Raw genomic sequence first — 16,310 nt, forward strand, 5'->3', positions numbered from 1 at the left:
AAAATCGCTGCACGCTGCTGGTTTTTTGGTATGAGCGGTCTCTACAAGGGATTCACCCGCACCGCCGCTTGTTTGCCGCTTACCTGTATGCCCGTATCCTTCTTGCCGGAGGCGGCCAGATGCTTCAGCATCCGTTCCAGCAGTTCTTTAGCCTTCGGCCCCTCTTTACCCTGCAGGCGGATAACGAGCTGCACGGCATTCCCTGATGCCAGCAGCTTCTCGCACTGCCGCAGCTTCGTATCATAATCGTGTTCTTCAATATTCGCCGTAAGCCGAATCTCCTTCACCTTGGCGGGCTGATCTTTCCTTTGAGCTTCCCGCTTCTCCGCTAAGGAGTTCTGCTTGGCCGCTCCCCTGCTTATCAGCTTGCACGGAGGGGGGCTGCTCATCAGTGAGGTGCACACGAGGTCCACCTTCAGTTTTTTGGCCAGCGCGAGCGCCTCGCTTGTCGGCACAACTCCCAGATCCTCTCCGTTCAATCCGGTTAATAGAACCTCCGACGCTTTGATTTTCTCATTAAGAATCACAGATCCGCCCCTCCGTTTCTCGGAGGCGCCGTCGACTCGCGCACGACCAATTCTACAGGTTCTATCAGAACCGGCGGAAGGATGTTCGGATTACGGATCATATCGATTAATTGGTTCACAACCTTCTCACCGATAGCGAAAATCTTCTGGTTCACGGTTGTCAGTCCCGGCTTCACAATGGATGCGAAAGATGTATTATCGAACCCGACAACAGAAATGTCGTCCGGTACCTTCAAGCCTGCATTCTGCACCGCATTCATCACCCCGATTGCCATCACGTCTGAGGTGCATACGACAGCTGTCGGCCGGTCCTTCAGCTTCATTAAATTTTGCATAGCTGAGTAACCGCCTTCAATATTAAAGCTGGTAATTTCCAAATAATTCGCATAATAGGGAAGCTTAAACTGCTGCAGCCCCTGTTGATACCCCTCAAACCGTGAGCGGCCGGCCACATACCCGAGATTACCGGATACAAAGGCGATTTTCTGGTGTCCGAGCCCAGTAAGATGCTCCATCACTTGCATGATGCCGCTGCGGTTATCCGCGGTTATATAGCCTGCCCGTCTCCCGATCAAATCGGTATCGACAAACATGGTGGGGATCTCGGCTTCAATTAAATCCGTTAACATTTTATTGTCTCGTCCGATGCCAAACACGACCATGCCGTCCACATTCCGGCTGGAGCAATGGCGAATGACGGAATATTCGGGGTTATTGAAATCTGCCGAGAGATGCAAAAGATCGTAGCCGCTCGACTCCAGCGACTTCTTCATACCGGCCATGAGCTCGGAAACAAATGGGTTGGTCATAATATTGTAGAGCAGGATACCGACTGTCCAAGATCGTTTCTTGACTAGACCCCGGGCAACAACATTGGGCTCGTAACGGAGCAGGTTGATCGATTCGTTTACTTTCTTTCGCGTCTTCGCGCTGACGTCCGAGTAATTGTTAATGACCTTGGAAACGGTCGTTACAGAGACTCCGGCATGCTTGGCCACATCGGTAATCGAAGTCATGGGATCACTTCACCTCAACAATCAGATAACTGCAAAATACATTTCCTATCATTATACTTCTTTTATGCAGGTATGACGAAAGCCCAAATATTTATACTGTCTTATAACTGAATAGAAAAGGGTCGTCTTCACTTGACGACCCTCCCATTATTACTTATTTTACGCCGAGCTTTTGTTTCAACTCGTCTTTGGCGACTTTCACTTTCTTCTCGATGTCGTCGGCGATTTGCTGCAAGGCCGCCTTCGAATCCTTGTTCTTGTCGATTGCATCCGTAATGCCTTTGTTCCACACATCGCCTGCATCCTTATCAAGCGGCGTTTGAACCCAAATATTTTGAATTTTTTGCGTCATCGGGTTCCAGATCTCGTTTGGTTTTTGATCGCCCAGCATGTCGTTTGTGTAGTTCAAGATGGTCGGGAATGACCACGCCGGGATATAGCCCGGGGAACCGCCGTTGTCGACATTCGCCTGCACCCCTTCGTCGGTAGCAAGGGTAAACCTGATGTATTCCCACGCAAGCTCTTTGTTTTTACTTTGCGAAAGGATCGAGAGCGTAGAACCGCCGTTGCCGGCAGCTGTTCCGAGAGGCAGAGACGTCGTGCGCCACTTGCCTTTCGATTCGGGAGCGGCATCGCGAATCGAACCCAGAATCCATGGTCCGTAATACACCATTGCGATTTTGCCGGATGCTACCGCTTGTTTGCCCGGATCGCTCCAGAACGCGCTGTTATTGAATGAGAGACCAAGCTGTTTCACCTTCTTGGCAAGGTCAAGGCCATGAGCATATTCGTCCGTATTGCGGACATAATTCAGGCTGCGGTCAAAGAATCCATTGCCCGCTGTATAGATGTCCATAATCGTCGTGTTGCCTTCAAGTATGTAAATCCCTTTAGCTTTCAAAGCTTGCGCCATGTTAAGGAAGTTCTCTTCACTTGCCATATAATCCGCCAGTTCCTTCGGATCGGACGGGAAGCCGTTCTCTTCCAGGATGTCGGAGCGGTAGAAAGTCGCCATTGGAGGCATATCCCACGGCAAACCGAGCAGCTTCTGTCCATCGAGCGACAGCCAGCGGTTCCAGTTTCCTTCCGTCCAGTTATTCTTCAGATCTCCTGCGTTGTAAGGCGCCTGAAGCAAGTCTTCCAAGCCCTCGCTTGTATTAAGCGTCGACATGAAGCTACCTTCGACCATCGCAACGTCCGGTCCCCCGTTACCCGCAGCGATTGATGTTTTCAAATTCTTCTGCATATCGTCCCAGCTGAGAATTTGGAAATTCAATTTGACATTCGGGTATTTCTTCGTAAAAGCCGCATTCATCGGCTCCATCGTGTTCGTAGCAAACGTCCAGATTGTAAGCTCACCGGATAGCTCCTTCGGCGCATCTGCCGGCGGTTCTTCCTTGGCCGGCTCCGCAGCCGGTTTATTCGCGTTGGTCTTGTCGCCCTCCGCTGCCGGCTTGGAACCCTCTTCGGTTTTATTGCCGCCGCCGCCGCAAGCGCTGAGCAGTAAACTAAGCGAAAGAACAAAAACAAGCATAAGTACAAAGCTCTTTTTCATACGTCCACCTCATTCATCTTATTGGAAGTACTGACTTTCCCCTCTTGAAACAATTATAAAATCCGCAGCCTGCCTTGCCCTATCCAATGAAGACGCGGTTTCGGATGCAGCCGCCGTCTCCGCCTCACCCCCTCTCATAGAAGCGTCCGCCGCCGCGGGCAAGCTTTGAGCATTAATCGCCTGCCAAGCCGGCGCGCTCCACACTCTCAACGAAGTAACGCTGCGTGAACAGGTAGAGAAGCAGCATGGGTAAAATAGTAATAAGCGAACCCGCCATGACACGGTTAGCGAAGGTCGGCGCCAGTCCTACCATGTTTACGGTCAACGTACCGAGCCCCTGCTGCATCTCCTGCTCGCCCTGCCCGTCCATAACGGCCAGATTTTGCATCAGATTGAATTTATCGGACAGCATCGTAAACAGATTCGGCTGAAACAGGTCGTTCCAATGCCATACGAGCGAGAATAGAAAGACGACCAGCATGGCGGACCTCGCCAAGGGCAGCATGACGGACCAGAATGTGCGGAACGCCCCCGCTCCGTCGATTCGCGCGGCTTCCTCAAGCTGGTGCGGCAGCCCTCGGAAGAATTGCAAGAAAATCAGGACGAACAGCGCCCCCCGCAGACCATGCCCAAGAACCGGCGGCACGATAAACGGGAAGTAAGTGTTGATCCAGTTCAAATCGCTGAAAAACATATACAGCGGCACAATAATCGTTTGCGGCGGCACCAGAAATGTGAAGAGCACAAGCCCGAGCATGATCGAGTATCCTGGAAAGCGGTACCTTGCAAAGCCATAACCGATGACCGCGCAGCTGAAAATCTGGATAATGGCCGGTACAAGCGAGGTCACTACGCTATTGACGAAGGCACCCATATATTTCAGATCGATGTATGCGTACTGGAAATTGTCAAACGACAACTCCTTCGGAATCCACTGCACTGCCGCATCCGTCAGATCGGAGGACTGCATAAGCGATTTGCTGATCAAATAAAGCATGGGATACAGGAAGACGAACGAAAGGCTGTACAGCATCACATAATGAAACAATACGGAGAAGAAAGTGCGACTCTGACGTTTGACCGCCGGCGCCATCGTCAATGCCCTCTTGCGGCTTAATTCCAACCTTTGCAGCCGGGCCCCGGCCGGTTTATCGCTAACTTGCACGTCATCATCCCCTTCCCTTCAGGCTGTTACGGAACAGCGTCAGAACCAGGCCGATAACCGCAAACGCGATAATGAAATAGATCCAGCCAAGCGCCGATCCGTATCCGAATTGTAAATTTTGAAATACCACCGTCTGCATGTACTCCATGACGCCGTTGCCCGGTTTCGTAAACGAGTTGACGATGCTGAACAGCGTGTTAACAAGGATCATCGGCGTAATCATCGGAAACGTAATTTTCCAGAAGCTTTCCCAGGGCGTCGCGCCATCCACCTTGGCCGCTTCGTACAGTTGAACCGATATGGACTGCAGGCCTGCAAGAAAGATCAGAATCTGAACGCCGGAGTCCCACATCGAAACGGTCAGCGAGTCCAGTGCTTTAAGGAGCGGCAGGAGGATCTGAACCGGGATGATATCGGTGAGCCGGGTGGCCAGATCGTACTGCGCGAAAATCGGCAGCGTTGCGGCTCCGTCTTCGCGCAGCTTTGTAAGCACCGATCCGGAAGCGATAATGACAGGCAGGAAGAAAATACCCCTGAACAGCATACGCCCCCGGAAATTGCGATTTAATAGCAGGGCGCTGAACATCGCGAAGATCAGAATGAGCGGCACTTGGATGAGCAGCGATGCGACTGTCTCGATAAGCTTAGGGGTAAAGTCGACATCCACCGTAAATGCCCTTCGGAAGTTTTCCAGGCCGACATATGTCGCCTTTAGACCTTCCGTTTTCACTTCAAGACTTTGAAAAGCGTAATAAAGAGATTTACCGAGCGGTACGGCCATGAACAGCAGAAACCCGATTAACCACGGTAAAGTGAATGCATAACCTTCCAAATAGTGCCGGGTTTTCATCGAGAACGGTTTCCTCATGCGCCGCCTCCTTTCGTTACGGAATAGCCATAGGCTTCAAGCTGCATGCCGTCTACCTGGACCGGCTTCCGGTTATAGTTGACGGTTACGTAAGTTCCGTCCTCGTATGTTGTGCGGTATACGTTCTTTTGAAGCTGCTCGTGACCAATGATGGCCTGTTTCGATACTTTTCCGACAACATCCGAAACAATGCGGTATACATCAATCGCCTGATCGGTCCAATCATCGTAACGGCCGCTAAACAGGGAATCGAACGGGGTCCGTTTCAGTTCGGACGGATCGGCGTATGTCAGCTCATAGCTCGGCATAGCGCCGTATTCCAGCAGCCGGAGCAGATGAACGCGCGGGTCGTCCTGCAGGTTGAACGGCTCCGCCGTATAGGGAATGAGTCCATGGACGACGATTTGGTAGAACGGCACGGCCCTATCCATATATACAAATTGACTGGAATCGATCGGCGCTCCGTCGATCCGGTCGACCCGGCCGAAAGCATAGGCAAAGCCGTAATCTGTCGCTGCATGCCCTGTTTTCTCACGCATCAGCTCCATAGACTTCTGCCAAATGCCGATTGTTTGCCCCCGTCGGAACGGCGGGAACGGAGCATGATCGGAGTAAACGGTGCTGCCCATATTTTCAAGCACAACGCCGTCCGCGCCGACCTGGGCATATTTGTCCGCCTCTTCCGAAATGTAGTGATCAAAAACGCGCTGCGGTTTTAACAAATAGAACGTATCGCCTGACATTTGATGGTTATCCAGCCAAGGGCGGTACACCTTCATCACTTCATTGTTGAGGCCCCTGACCGCATCCCGGGAAGCCTTTACCTCATCGGTCGTCGTATAAGGCTTCACATAATTCGCTTTCAAATACAGCGCAATGCCTTTGCCCTTCAAGTAGTCGGCCAGCTTCTTCAATTCCTTGTTCCCGCCAAGCTTGCCCTCCGCCGGGAACTGCTTAGGCTGCTCTCCGTACTTGCCGCCGTCCGACCAGGCGTCGTATGTCACCTCGAGCGATGTCACGCCCTTCTTCAGGAACCCGTCGACGATCGTTCTTGCCTGCTCGAATGTCGTCATTTGGATGAACGTGCTCCCGATGATTTCATCGCGGGTGCCGCCGCCGAACAGCTGCAGCTGCAGCTTCGAGCGGTCCGTCTCGATCGGCTTTACCCCCTGATCTTCCGTCAGGTACAGGCGGTACGCTTTGGCCATGCCGACATAATTCGCTTGATCATCCTCCAGCAGCACGTAACGTACGGCGCGGTCGCCCTCGATCAAGCTTTTCTCGATCATTGGGATATCCCCGGATTTGCCGACGAAGATGATATCTTCATTCCGGTATAAAAACTCGACTGCAGCACGGTACAGATTAATATTGCGGATACCGGCGGGAGTCGCATTGATTCTTGCGTTGCTGTCACCGTCAGTGACAATGCCGAGAAAGCCTTTATCCTCTTTATAGAGTCCGTATACCGGCAGCGCAATCTTCTCGCTTGGCGGCTTGGCCATCATCTCTTCCTTCACCTTGACGACTTTCTCGTAAATGTTCGTTTGGAACGCATAGTCGCCGCCGTAAATAAACTGGCTGTACGATTCGAAGGTTCCCTCGCGAACCGGTTTAAACGCCATAATGGCACCGGATCCGTCCGGAACGAAGATAGCGCCCCGCTCGCCCGGATCCGCCGCTTCGAGAAATGGCAGCATTTCAATGCTGGTGAGCCGGATTGCGCCGGTCTCTTTCACCGAATCGAACGGAATTCTCGCCTCGAATCCGTTATCCGTCAGCCGGTATTCCAGCGCAAATGAGATCCCCAGCTCCGCCATGTCGTATTCGAATCGGACACCTGATTCTATAGCTTTGACGTTCGTCTTCGCTTTCGCCTTCGACGGGTATGTCGTTTCGATGTTCTTGCCTTGTGTATAGCGGACCGTCACCGGACTTTCGATCAGCCTCACATTGTTCGGAGGCACCGTTTTGTCGAGCGGAGGGGCGCTGAACCACTCCTTGCCCGACTGCTTGCTCACGACTCGCACTTGTCCGTCCGATTCGCTGACATATAGTTCATATTTATCGTTCTGGGCAGCAAGCTTTGTCGCCTTTACGGGCGTTTTATTCGCCTGAGCTGCCTTAGCAGCCGATCCTGTGTTCACATCCGTGCCGCCGGAGGCACCCGATGCGGCCGGCTTCACAGCCGCCTCTGCTGCGGCTGGCGCAGCAGTCGCTGCAGGCACGGCAGCCGGACTCTCGCCGCCCTCTTTTGACGCGCTGCCAGCCGGAGCGGCGGATGCTGTCTCCTGAGATTTGCCGGATGTGCCTAAACCCCAGAACAGGGGAACGGATACGGCGGATAGAAGCACGACGGCCGCCAGGAGCAGGTTCTTCTTGCGGCTTAGCTTCATACGGGATCTCCTCCTGAGCGTTTTCTTTCGATTCATCATCGATCATCTCCAGCTATGACCTGTATTTGATTTCTTTCAAGATATCGACCAGGAACTGCGCAGATTGGCTCACCAGGCCGAACACAAGCAGTACGATAAACCAAATGATGATCATTGCCAGTATCGTCAGCAGCGTAATCCCGATCGTCTTGCCAAGCTCGAAATCGTGCACGATCTTCACCTGGAGAATGAGCATATAGAGCATCCATAAATAAATGAAGGACATGACGCCCGCATAAATCGAAAGCTCCTTGAGCGTCAAGACATTACTAATGAGCGAAATCGGGATAATAAGGATGATATAGGGCAGAAAGACGTACGAGCTGCTGACAAGGATGTCCTTGAACTTTCCCTCCCCGTCGATAATCGTTGAGACTGCCCAGTTCGCCACCGACCAGGTCAGCCATGGAATGATAATCCAGGCGATCTCGAGCGGCACCGAGATTTGGAACGCCTCGCGGGTACGGAAGGCGAATCCCGAGAGCATCAGGCTTATAAGTCGTGCAGAGCACGCCAGCGCGATCAGCAGCAGCGCGGTTCGTACTTTGGCCCGATTATTGAACTGTATATCATAAAAGAAGTCGAAAGGATGAAAGAGGGACTGCTTCATCAATTTAAAGGTTTCCACTGATTCCCTCTCCTTTCCCGGCGATCGCAGCGGCGGCCGCGAGCCTTACCTTGGCTGCTTTTCTCCGCTTCCGGAAATATCGTAACAGCAGCTGAAAGGCAATAAACAATACGATCACACTCGTGGCAATCAGCCCGAAATGCTCGCGGAAGACGACTTTACGGTACTCAGCCAAGGCGTTCGAGTAATCCGAACGCTTACGCGTGATTTTGAAATAATCCATGGCTTCCTTGTATTCATGCTGTCTGTACAGCGCTTTGCCGATTGCCGTATAGGCCAGGTCATAGTTGCTGTTCATTCTCAGCGCGTCCTGCCAAGGCTTCATTGAATCCTCATATTTGCCATCGACATACAGTTGGGAGGCCTCGTGCACTTTGTCCGCGAACGGAGTCGGGTAAAACAAATCGATTCGGCCCCGGGTCCGGTCGGTTACAAGAATTGTTCCGTCCGACGTTTCCGCCACGCTTGATGGGGTCTTGAACAGTCCGTTCTGCTCGCCGATTCCCCCGAAGATAAACAGCAGATTGCCGAGCTTATCATACTGATACAGCTCGCCGTTCGTTTGATCAAGCGCCGTAATGAGACCGGTGCTGTTCACCGTCACATCAACCATTGCATCGCTCAAGGGTTCAAAGTCCTGCTGTGCCATGAACAGGTCGCCGTACCGCGTGCTCTTGCCGGTGTTCAGCGTATCGACACCAACGGCGCTAAGCCGTTTCACCTGATTTTTCGGGATGCCCAGGCTTGTCGTATAGATGAACCCTTCACTGTCCTGGAATAAATTCGAGAACTCCGGCGGCCGGGCGCTGGCCAGCTGCTCGCGCTGTTCCTTGGTAGCAATCAGCTTCACAAGCACTCGCGTCCAGCTGAAGGGTACATGGTTGGCGCCGAAAAATCCGCCGAAGGTGCCGTCCGGCCTGATTTGCATTAATCCGAGGCTGGAACCGTCGCTCGAAACGAATAAATAACCGCGCTTGTCGACGATCAGCTTCGAAGGCGAATAGACGAAGTCTTTGCCCAGCAGCGGGCTGCCTGGCACGCCGAACTCTTTCTTGAACCTGCCGCTTCCGTCAAATAAGGCGACGCGCCGGTTCTGGGTATCAGCTACATAGACGTCCCCTTCTTTGGTGACGAACACACCTTTAGGAGCATTCAGCGATCCTTTTCCTTCCTTGTCGCCGTAAACCCCGAATACTTTTCCTTCGATATCCATATGAATAACGCGATTGTTACCGCTGTCTACGACGTAGATCGTATCGTCGGCGGCAACAAACAAATCCTCCGGTGATTTGAACACTCCAATCTCGGTTCCGAAGCCGTCGATCGAGCCTTGATACAAATAACCGTTGAGTGACGGGCGATCGCCGTCATCGTTGTAAATGTAGCCCCAGTACGGGTTTTCCGCATATGCAGCAGCCGGTGCCAGAAGAGTCATTACGCATAGGAGCCAAATGACACGTCTTATCGTTCGTAACGATCTCATTTGTCGGTTCACTCCTTAATCCCGGAATGGGCCATGGTTTCCAGTACCATTCGCTGCGTGACGACGAATACGACTATAGTTGGAATAACCATCAGCAGGCTGGCGGCCGCCACCGTTCCGACCCGGGCGACGACGCCGTATCCGCCGCTTAATGTCTGCAGCGCTAGCGGCAGCGTTTTCATATTCTCGGTGGTTGTATAAATATTCGCCGACCACGGATCGTTCCAAGCGCCGATGAAGCTGAACAGCGAGAGCGTCGCCCATGCAGGCTTCAGCATCGGCATGACCACACGCCAGAACGTCGTCCACTCCGTGCCTCCGTCAATCCGCGTCGCTTCAATCAGCGCATCGGGAATCTGATCCAGGAACTGCTTCATCAGAAACAGGGAGACCGGCGCGGCCAGAGCGGGCACGATAAGCGCGACATACGTATTCATGAGCCCCAGCTTGCTGACGACGAGGAACTGCGGGATCTGCGTCACCTGCGGCGCGAACATGAGCGCGAAAATCACGAGGTTGAAGATCGTCTTCTTAAACGGCAGCCGCTTGTGCTTGCTGAGCGGATATGCCGCCATCGCGGCAATGATAATACTGCCGATAACGATGCTCGTCGAAACGACGACACTGTTGAATATGTAACGCGAGAACGGAACAATCGACGTTCCTGTCGCAAGCAGCAGATCTTTAAAATTCTTAAGCGTTGGATTAACCACAAAGAATCGCGGCGGAAACAAGAATAACTCAGCCGTCGGCTTAAGCGCCGAAGAGATCATATAAACGAGCGGAGCAAGCATAAGCAGCCCCAGAGCGGTCAGAAAAAAATAGAGGGCCATACCGCCCAGATCGAACCGTTTTCCCTTGACAATCGATGTATTTCCTATCAATGCAAGCTCACTCCTCACTGCCCAGCCATTTGAATATAACGCGGTTCAGACCGACCATCATGAGGAACAAGACGACGGCGACTGCGGCGGCATAACCCATTTCGAACCGGATGAACGCATAATCGAACAAATGGGTCATAACGGTATGACCCGCATACAGCACACTCGGCATCCCCAGCAGTTGAATGCTGATGTCGAACACCTGCAGCGATGAAACAACCTGCATGACCGCCCCGAACAGCAGCTGCGGCTTGACCGACGGAACCGTGATGTACCACAGTTCCTGCCAGCGGCTGCGAATACCGTCGATCGCTCCGGCCTCATAGTAATCGCGCGGGACATTCTGGAGTCCCGCCAGGAAGGCGAGAAAGCCGATTCCCATACTCATCCAGAGAGACACGATAATCATGACAAGCAATTGTGTCTTGATGCTTTGCAGCCAGAGCCACGGCTCGTTGAAAACACCGAGCTTGATGAGCCAATAATTGATAAGTCCGTAACGGTCGCCCGAAAACATGTACAGCCAGACGACCGATATCGCAATAGCGCTCGTAATTGCCGGTGTATAGAAGCAAAGCGTGTAGAAGAAGCGGTATTTGACCGGTATCTGGCTAATGACCCAAGCCAGCAGAAAAGCCATCGTATAACCGACCGGTCCTGTGATGACGGCGAATTTAATCGTGTTAACGATTGCTTTTAAGAATACGTCGTCATCGACAAACAGCAGCTTGTAATTGGACCACCCAATCCATCTGGGAGGCTCAACGATGTTGTAATAAGTGAAGCTGAGCACGAAAGACGTGGCCACCGGCACGATCGTAAACAAAGTGAATATGATCAGGAACGGAGCAAGGAACAGATACGAAACTTTATGGTTCTTCATCTCCCGCCACAAGATAGCGAGTTTGCCGGAAGCGGCGGACTTAGTCTTGACAGCCGCTCCCGTCATTTCTGCAGTCGTTTCGCTCATTTATCCTTCCCCCCTTCACCGTTCTTCGAGGGGTCTGCCGCGGTATCGAGACCGAACTCCTCGCGTTTCTTGTTTAGTTCCTTGTCGATGGCGATTACGCCGTCCTCGATCGCTTCGCGCTGGTTTTTTCCGTTCAGCACGATTTCGTTCCATGTATTGGCGACGGTACGGGTCGTGTAGTATCCGCCGAGCACGATTTGCCGCTCTTTAAACCAGTTCCACTGCTCAAGGATCGAATCGATGTCCTCGGTAGGCCACGGCAGCCTCTTGAGCGCTTCAACGTTTGCCGTATTCCACCGCGCTTCGACACCCAGAAGGGCCTCGAGCTCGGTGCCGAACTGCTCCTGCACATCGGCACTGGTCCACCATTTCACAAATTTCCAGGCATTTTCCTGCTTATCGGACTGCTGAAATATAATTGCCGTCTGAGCCAAGCCGCCCGTTGAACGGTTGATTTGCCCGTCTGCCTGCTTGATGCCCGGCATCGGCTTCATCCCCCACCATCCGGTCAGCTCCGGCGCGGCCGTGGAGAGCAGCACGTAGGTGGAATAATCGGCAATGCCAATCGGCATTTCACCGGTCCGAAACCGGTTGTAGAAGTTAGCGTCCTTATTGATCTTGAAATTCGTGAACAAGCCGGTCCACATTTTGAACGCTTGCATCGCTTCCGGAGAGCTGAGGTTCGACGATTTGCCGTCTTCCTTGTAGTAATCGCCCCCGTTCTGATACAAGAACGGCGAGAATTCATTGATCGCCAGGTCCGGATTAAGCGGAGCATGCGGGTAGTAGAAGTCCATCCCTTTCTGCTGCAGCAGCGGAATGAGATCCATAACATCCTCCCACGTATCCGGAATTTTGGTTACGCCAAGCTGTTCCATAATGTCCTTGCGGTAGAAGAGCATATTGAAATTCTGGTTCTCGGGCAGCGCGTAATCGCCGCCGTTGTACTTGTACGGAATAAGCGCGCCGGGACGGAACCGTCCCGCAGTCTCCGCATAGTCCGGGAATTTGTTCAAATTGACGAGAGCGTTGCGGATGGCGAAATCTATTGGCACCTGTCCGTCGACGCCTAGCGCCAGGTCCGGTTGCAAACCGGTTGTCGTCGAGAGCAGCAGCTTGTTCTTGTCTCCCGCCGGGATGACGTTGATATTAACCTTGATGCCGGTATTCGCGGTAAAATCCTCATCGGCCAGCTGTTTGATGATAGCCGCCCAGTCGCGTCCGTAAGACACCCACACATCAAGTGTTTTGTCATTGTCGTACACGTTACCGACTCCGCGGTAATCTTTGCTGAAGCTGAGCAGAAAATCATGCGCCGATGTCATCGTTTTGGAAAACCATCCGGCATTCACCTTCGGCCAGGCCTCATCCTTCGATTTGATGACGAAATAGTCAAGCTGCAGCGCTTGCTGACTCAGTCCGTTAATCCATGTGCCGAGTGAGGTCTGCGTATCTGACATCTGCTTCAACCGGCCGGGAATCGTATCCGGTTCCGCCGCCATATTAAGCAGCTGATCTCTGGCAATGCCGAGCGGGCTGATCTGCGAGCTGCCTTGTCTAACGCCAAGCTCGTACATGATGTGGATTGAATCATCGAGATCCCGCGCCATCATGTGCAGCCTTTGCACCAGATTCGGCACATTTCGTCCAAGCTCCCAATCGCGGTTCGGGTCGGGATTCGTCCCGGTGTATAAAATAATCTCGCGGTTCAGCATCGACATGCGCTGTGAAACGCTCTGCACATTCTCGAAAATTTGACCGAGGGCGCCTACCTGCACTTCCATCCGCAGTGTGTGCTTGCCTTTCTCCAGGTAGAACGAGTAAGGCTCGCCGCCGCTCCCGCCAAGCTTCTTGAGCTGCCAATTGCCGCTGTACTCGAAATTAACCGCATTAAGCTCCTGGAACGGTACTTTTCCGTCGATCAGAATTTTGCGCTGTACCGGAATGCCATCCAGAAACCAGCTGCCATTGCGGATACCGATTTCGTAAAGGCCGGATTCAGGAGCTTCGAACGACCATTCCGCCCATTGACCGCCGCTTCGCCAGCTGCTGCCCCCGAACGTATTCAGTCCAACGCCCTGCTGATTGAAAGGCTCGGTCGCCGGGTCGCGGTTCTCAATCCGGCGCAGCGTCGGACTCGATTTGATGACAGCGCTTTCAGCCTGCACTTTGATGAGCTGCCTTTTCGAATCCTTATACCCCTTCTCCTTATAGCTCTTCTCTACATCTGCATAGGTCTCCATATGTACCGGGGAAAAGATACGCAATTCGCCGATGGCAGCAGGTTCGCGGATAGCGGTCATGCGGATCGTGTGTTTGCCTTGGGTCAGATGAAACCGCAGCGGTTCGTACACTTTGCTTTCGGAGTCACGGAAGTCGGCATACTGCCACCCGGACACCTCTTCCTGGCGCGGATTAAATTCGTTGCCTTGATTATCCTTCCATACAGGCCCCGCTTCTTTCCACATCCGCATAAACTCCAGTTTCTTCGCCTGAATGAACGGATACTTGCCGTCGATCCTCAGATCGCGTAGGACCGAGGACCGTTTGCCCTCCATCGCGTAGTATGTCATGCCCATTTGATAAAAGCCGTCCTGCGGAATATCCACGGTGTACTCCACCCAGCTGTCCTCTTCAGACAAAACGAGTGATTCTCCCATTTCCTTGCCGATGCCGGTTTGTTTACTGGCGCCTGTGCCTGCGATGTCCGAATACAGGGATGCTGGAATGACCAAATTAATTCCTTTCGTATCCGTAACGCCTTCAGACTGCATCGATTCGTAATACTTGAGGAACGAAGGCTCCAGCTTCGAATAATACGATTCTTCCTCCAGCATCGATTGCCCACCGGCGTCCTTATACTCCGGCACTCCCGCCATCGCCTGATCGTCGAACCCTCTACCCTGGCTCCACCAAATTATAAAGATGATAAGGGCACAGACGGCTATGATGGATACGGTATATTTGCGTAAAATGCGCAGCAAGACAGCTCCCCCCTTAATCTAACCAATGTAATTGTATTATGTAATGGCTTAAATCTCCTCTGATGCTCGGCATTTCGAAAACGTTTTCGGCAAATTCGGGTATTATTCGGATTTCTTAGTTTAACAACGCGTTTTTCGAGGGTTATTGGGAAATGTAAATGCTTACAAACGTGATTATAGAGTGGCATCCATGCGTTGTCAATGCTGTTTTGAAAAGGATTCACGGATTCATATAACATTTAGATAAAACGTTTTCGGTTTCATATAATAATTTCTTATGCTCAGCTCCGATCATCCGGTTACCGTCACAAAAAGGGCCCTCACATTGAGGACCTGGAGCATTCTTTCGCACCGATGTAATTCAAGCGGTAATAGCGGCTAGATTCTGCTGTATTGCTCAAAGCACCTTGGACAGGAATGCTTCGGTCCTCTCATGCTTGGGACGTCCAAAAAGTTCCTCCGGCGTACCTTCTTCCACAATACAGCCTCGCTCCATGAACATGATACGGTCGCCCACCTCCCTGGCGAATCCCATTTCGTGAGTCACGACGACCATCGTCATCCCTTCCTTGGCGAGCTGCTTCATAACGGCCAGCACCTCCCCGACCATCTCCGGATCGAGGGCTGAGGTCGGTTCATCAAAAAGCATGATTTTCGGCTCCATAGCCAGCGCCCGGGCAATCGCAACACGCTGGGCTTGACCTCCGGACAATGATGCGGGGTTCACATCCGCCTTGTCCGCAAGACCGACTTTTCGCAGCAGCTCCGCAGCTTTATTCCGCGCTTTATCAGCCGGCCATTGTCTAACCCGGATCGGGGAAATGGTAATATTGTCGATGACCTTCATATGGGGAAACAGGTTGAACTGTTGAAAAACCATCCCTACCTCGGTGCGGATTTCGTTTATACGGGCCTTTGGGTCCATCAGCGACTGGCCTTCAATCCGAATATCCCCGCTGTCCGGGCGCTCCAATAGGTTCAAACAGCGGAGAAACGTTGATTTGCCGGACCCGGATGGCCCGATAACGACCACCACCTCCTGATCGTATATATCGATATCTATATTGTTAAGCACGACATTGGATCCGAATGATTTTGTAAGACCGCTTACCTGGATAACCGGATGCACGATTAATACACCTTCCTTTCCAAGTAGATGAGCAGTTTGCTGAGCGAGTAGGTGAGAACGAAATAGATGAAAGCCGCGCTCAGGTACGGCTCCCATACGCGGATATACTGACCCTTCATCACGTTGCTCCAATACATAATTTCGGGGACCGCTATAAGGGCTACGAGAGAGGAGTCCTTCACGAGTACGATAAACTCGTTTCCGAAGGCCGGGATCATTCGCTTGACGGCTTGCGGCAAAACTATGTATCTCATCGTTTGGGCGCGTGTCATGCCAAGCGAATTGGCTGCCTCCGTTTGACCTGCGTCAATCGATTGGATGCCTGCCCTGTATATTTCGGCCGTATATGCCGCCGAATTCAAGGTGAGCGCCGTAACCGCGGCGATAATAGGATTGGTGCCGCCCCAGATCATGGGAATGAGTCCAAAGTGAACGATTAATATTTGAACATATAAGGGAGTTCCACGAAAAAAATTGATGTATCCGTTCATCGGAAGGCGCCAATACCACCGACGCGACATTTTGCCGAATCCGACTCCAAGGCCGAGCATCGAGCCCAAAATAATGGATAGAATGGAAATTCCAATCGTCAGAAGGGTACCTCTCAACAGAAGAGGGGCATAATCAAATATAATGTCGAATCTAAAGTCCATCCAGCCCTTCCTT

At 52.3% G+C, this 16,310-nt stretch carries 13 protein-coding genes; all 13 read right to left on the reverse strand.

Going from position 1 to position 16,310, the window contains the following annotated elements:
- Window positions 1–41: 41 nt before the first annotated feature.
- Window positions 42–527, reverse strand: a complete 486-nt coding sequence (infC, locus tag KZ483_RS27700) for a translation initiation factor IF-3 (RefSeq protein ID WP_220350697.1) — start codon at window positions 525–527, stop codon at window positions 42–44.
- The gene (locus KZ483_RS27705; RefSeq protein ID WP_220350698.1) at window positions 524–1,543 is read right to left on the reverse strand and encodes a LacI family DNA-binding transcriptional regulator; all 1,020 of its coding nucleotides are present in this window, start codon (window positions 1,541–1,543) and stop codon (window positions 524–526) included. The genes infC and KZ483_RS27705 overlap by 4 nt, the downstream gene beginning before the upstream one ends.
- Window positions 1,544–1,697: 154 nt before the next feature.
- Window positions 1,698–3,098, reverse strand: coding sequence for an extracellular solute-binding protein (locus KZ483_RS27710; RefSeq protein ID WP_220350699.1), 1,401 nt, complete (start codon window positions 3,096–3,098; stop codon window positions 1,698–1,700).
- A gap of 172 nt (window positions 3,099–3,270) precedes the next feature.
- Window positions 3,271–4,263 carry a carbohydrate ABC transporter permease gene (locus tag KZ483_RS27715; protein ID WP_220350700.1) on the reverse strand — a complete coding sequence of 331 codons (993 nt, stop codon included), beginning with the start codon at window positions 4,261–4,263 and terminating at the stop codon, window positions 3,271–3,273.
- Between the two features lie 4 nt (window positions 4,264–4,267).
- A complete protein-coding gene (locus tag KZ483_RS27720) occupies window positions 4,268–5,131 on the reverse strand; it encodes a carbohydrate ABC transporter permease (protein ID WP_220350701.1) in 864 nt (287 codons plus the stop codon).
- A complete protein-coding gene (locus KZ483_RS27725) occupies window positions 5,128–7,527 on the reverse strand; it encodes a DUF5696 domain-containing protein (protein WP_220350702.1) in 2,400 nt (799 codons plus the stop codon). The genes KZ483_RS27720 and KZ483_RS27725 overlap by 4 nt, the downstream gene beginning before the upstream one ends.
- 52 nt (window positions 7,528–7,579) lie before the next feature.
- A complete protein-coding gene (locus KZ483_RS27730; RefSeq protein WP_220350703.1) occupies window positions 7,580–8,194 on the reverse strand; it encodes a YIP1 family protein in 615 nt (204 codons plus the stop codon).
- A complete protein-coding gene (locus tag KZ483_RS27735; RefSeq protein WP_220350704.1) occupies window positions 8,181–9,677 on the reverse strand; it encodes a hypothetical protein in 1,497 nt (498 codons plus the stop codon). Before KZ483_RS27735 ends, KZ483_RS27730 begins: the two co-directional genes overlap by 14 nt.
- 8 nt (window positions 9,678–9,685) lie before the next feature.
- Window positions 9,686–10,561 carry a carbohydrate ABC transporter permease gene (locus tag KZ483_RS27740; RefSeq protein ID WP_258881464.1) on the reverse strand — a complete coding sequence of 292 codons (876 nt, stop codon included), beginning with the start codon at window positions 10,559–10,561 and terminating at the stop codon, window positions 9,686–9,688.
- Window positions 10,562–10,568: 7 nt separating this feature from the next.
- Entirely contained in the window at window positions 10,569–11,531 is a 963-nt protein-coding gene (locus KZ483_RS27745; protein WP_258881465.1) for a carbohydrate ABC transporter permease, read from the reverse strand.
- Complete coding sequence (locus tag KZ483_RS27750; RefSeq protein WP_220350705.1) at window positions 11,528–14,515, reverse strand: extracellular solute-binding protein; 2,988 nt, start codon at window positions 14,513–14,515, stop codon at window positions 11,528–11,530. The genes KZ483_RS27745 and KZ483_RS27750 overlap by 4 nt, the downstream gene beginning before the upstream one ends.
- Window positions 14,516–14,912: 397 nt before the next feature.
- Window positions 14,913–15,644: an amino acid ABC transporter ATP-binding protein gene (locus tag KZ483_RS27755; protein WP_258881466.1), complete on the reverse strand. Its 732-nt coding sequence runs from the start codon at window positions 15,642–15,644 to the stop codon at window positions 14,913–14,915.
- 2 nt (window positions 15,645–15,646) lie between these two features.
- Window positions 15,647–16,297: an amino acid ABC transporter permease gene (locus KZ483_RS27760; protein WP_220350707.1), complete on the reverse strand. Its 651-nt coding sequence runs from the start codon at window positions 16,295–16,297 to the stop codon at window positions 15,647–15,649.
- Between the last annotated feature and the right edge of the window lie 13 nt (window positions 16,298–16,310).

Origin of the sequence: Paenibacillus sp. sptzw28 (assembly GCF_019550795.1) — a bacterium.
Lineage (GTDB): Bacteria > Bacillota > Bacilli > Paenibacillales > Paenibacillaceae > Paenibacillus_Z.

Bases quoted from the DNA above. Each gene is read 5' to 3' on its own strand.
- KZ483_RS27705 (WP_220350698.1), bottom strand. From the start codon at position 1,543: ATGACTTCGATTACCGATGTGGCCAAGCATGCCGGAGTCTCTGTAACG.
- KZ483_RS27710 (WP_220350699.1), bottom strand. From the start codon at position 3,098: ATGAAAAAGAGCTTTGTACTTATGCTTGTTTTTGTTCTTTCGCTTAGT.
- KZ483_RS27720 (WP_220350701.1), bottom strand. From the start codon at position 5,131: ATGAGGAAACCGTTCTCGATGAAAACCCGGCACTATTTGGAAGGTTAT.
- KZ483_RS27725 (WP_220350702.1), bottom strand. From the start codon at position 7,527: ATGAAGCTAAGCCGCAAGAAGAACCTGCTCCTGGCGGCCGTCGTGCTT.
- KZ483_RS27735 (WP_220350704.1), bottom strand. From the start codon at position 9,677: ATGAGATCGTTACGAACGATAAGACGTGTCATTTGGCTCCTATGCGTA.
- KZ483_RS27745 (WP_258881465.1), bottom strand. From the start codon at position 11,531: ATGAGCGAAACGACTGCAGAAATGACGGGAGCGGCTGTCAAGACTAAG.
- KZ483_RS27760 (WP_220350707.1), bottom strand. From the start codon at position 16,297: ATGGACTTTAGATTCGACATTATATTTGATTATGCCCCTCTTCTGTTG.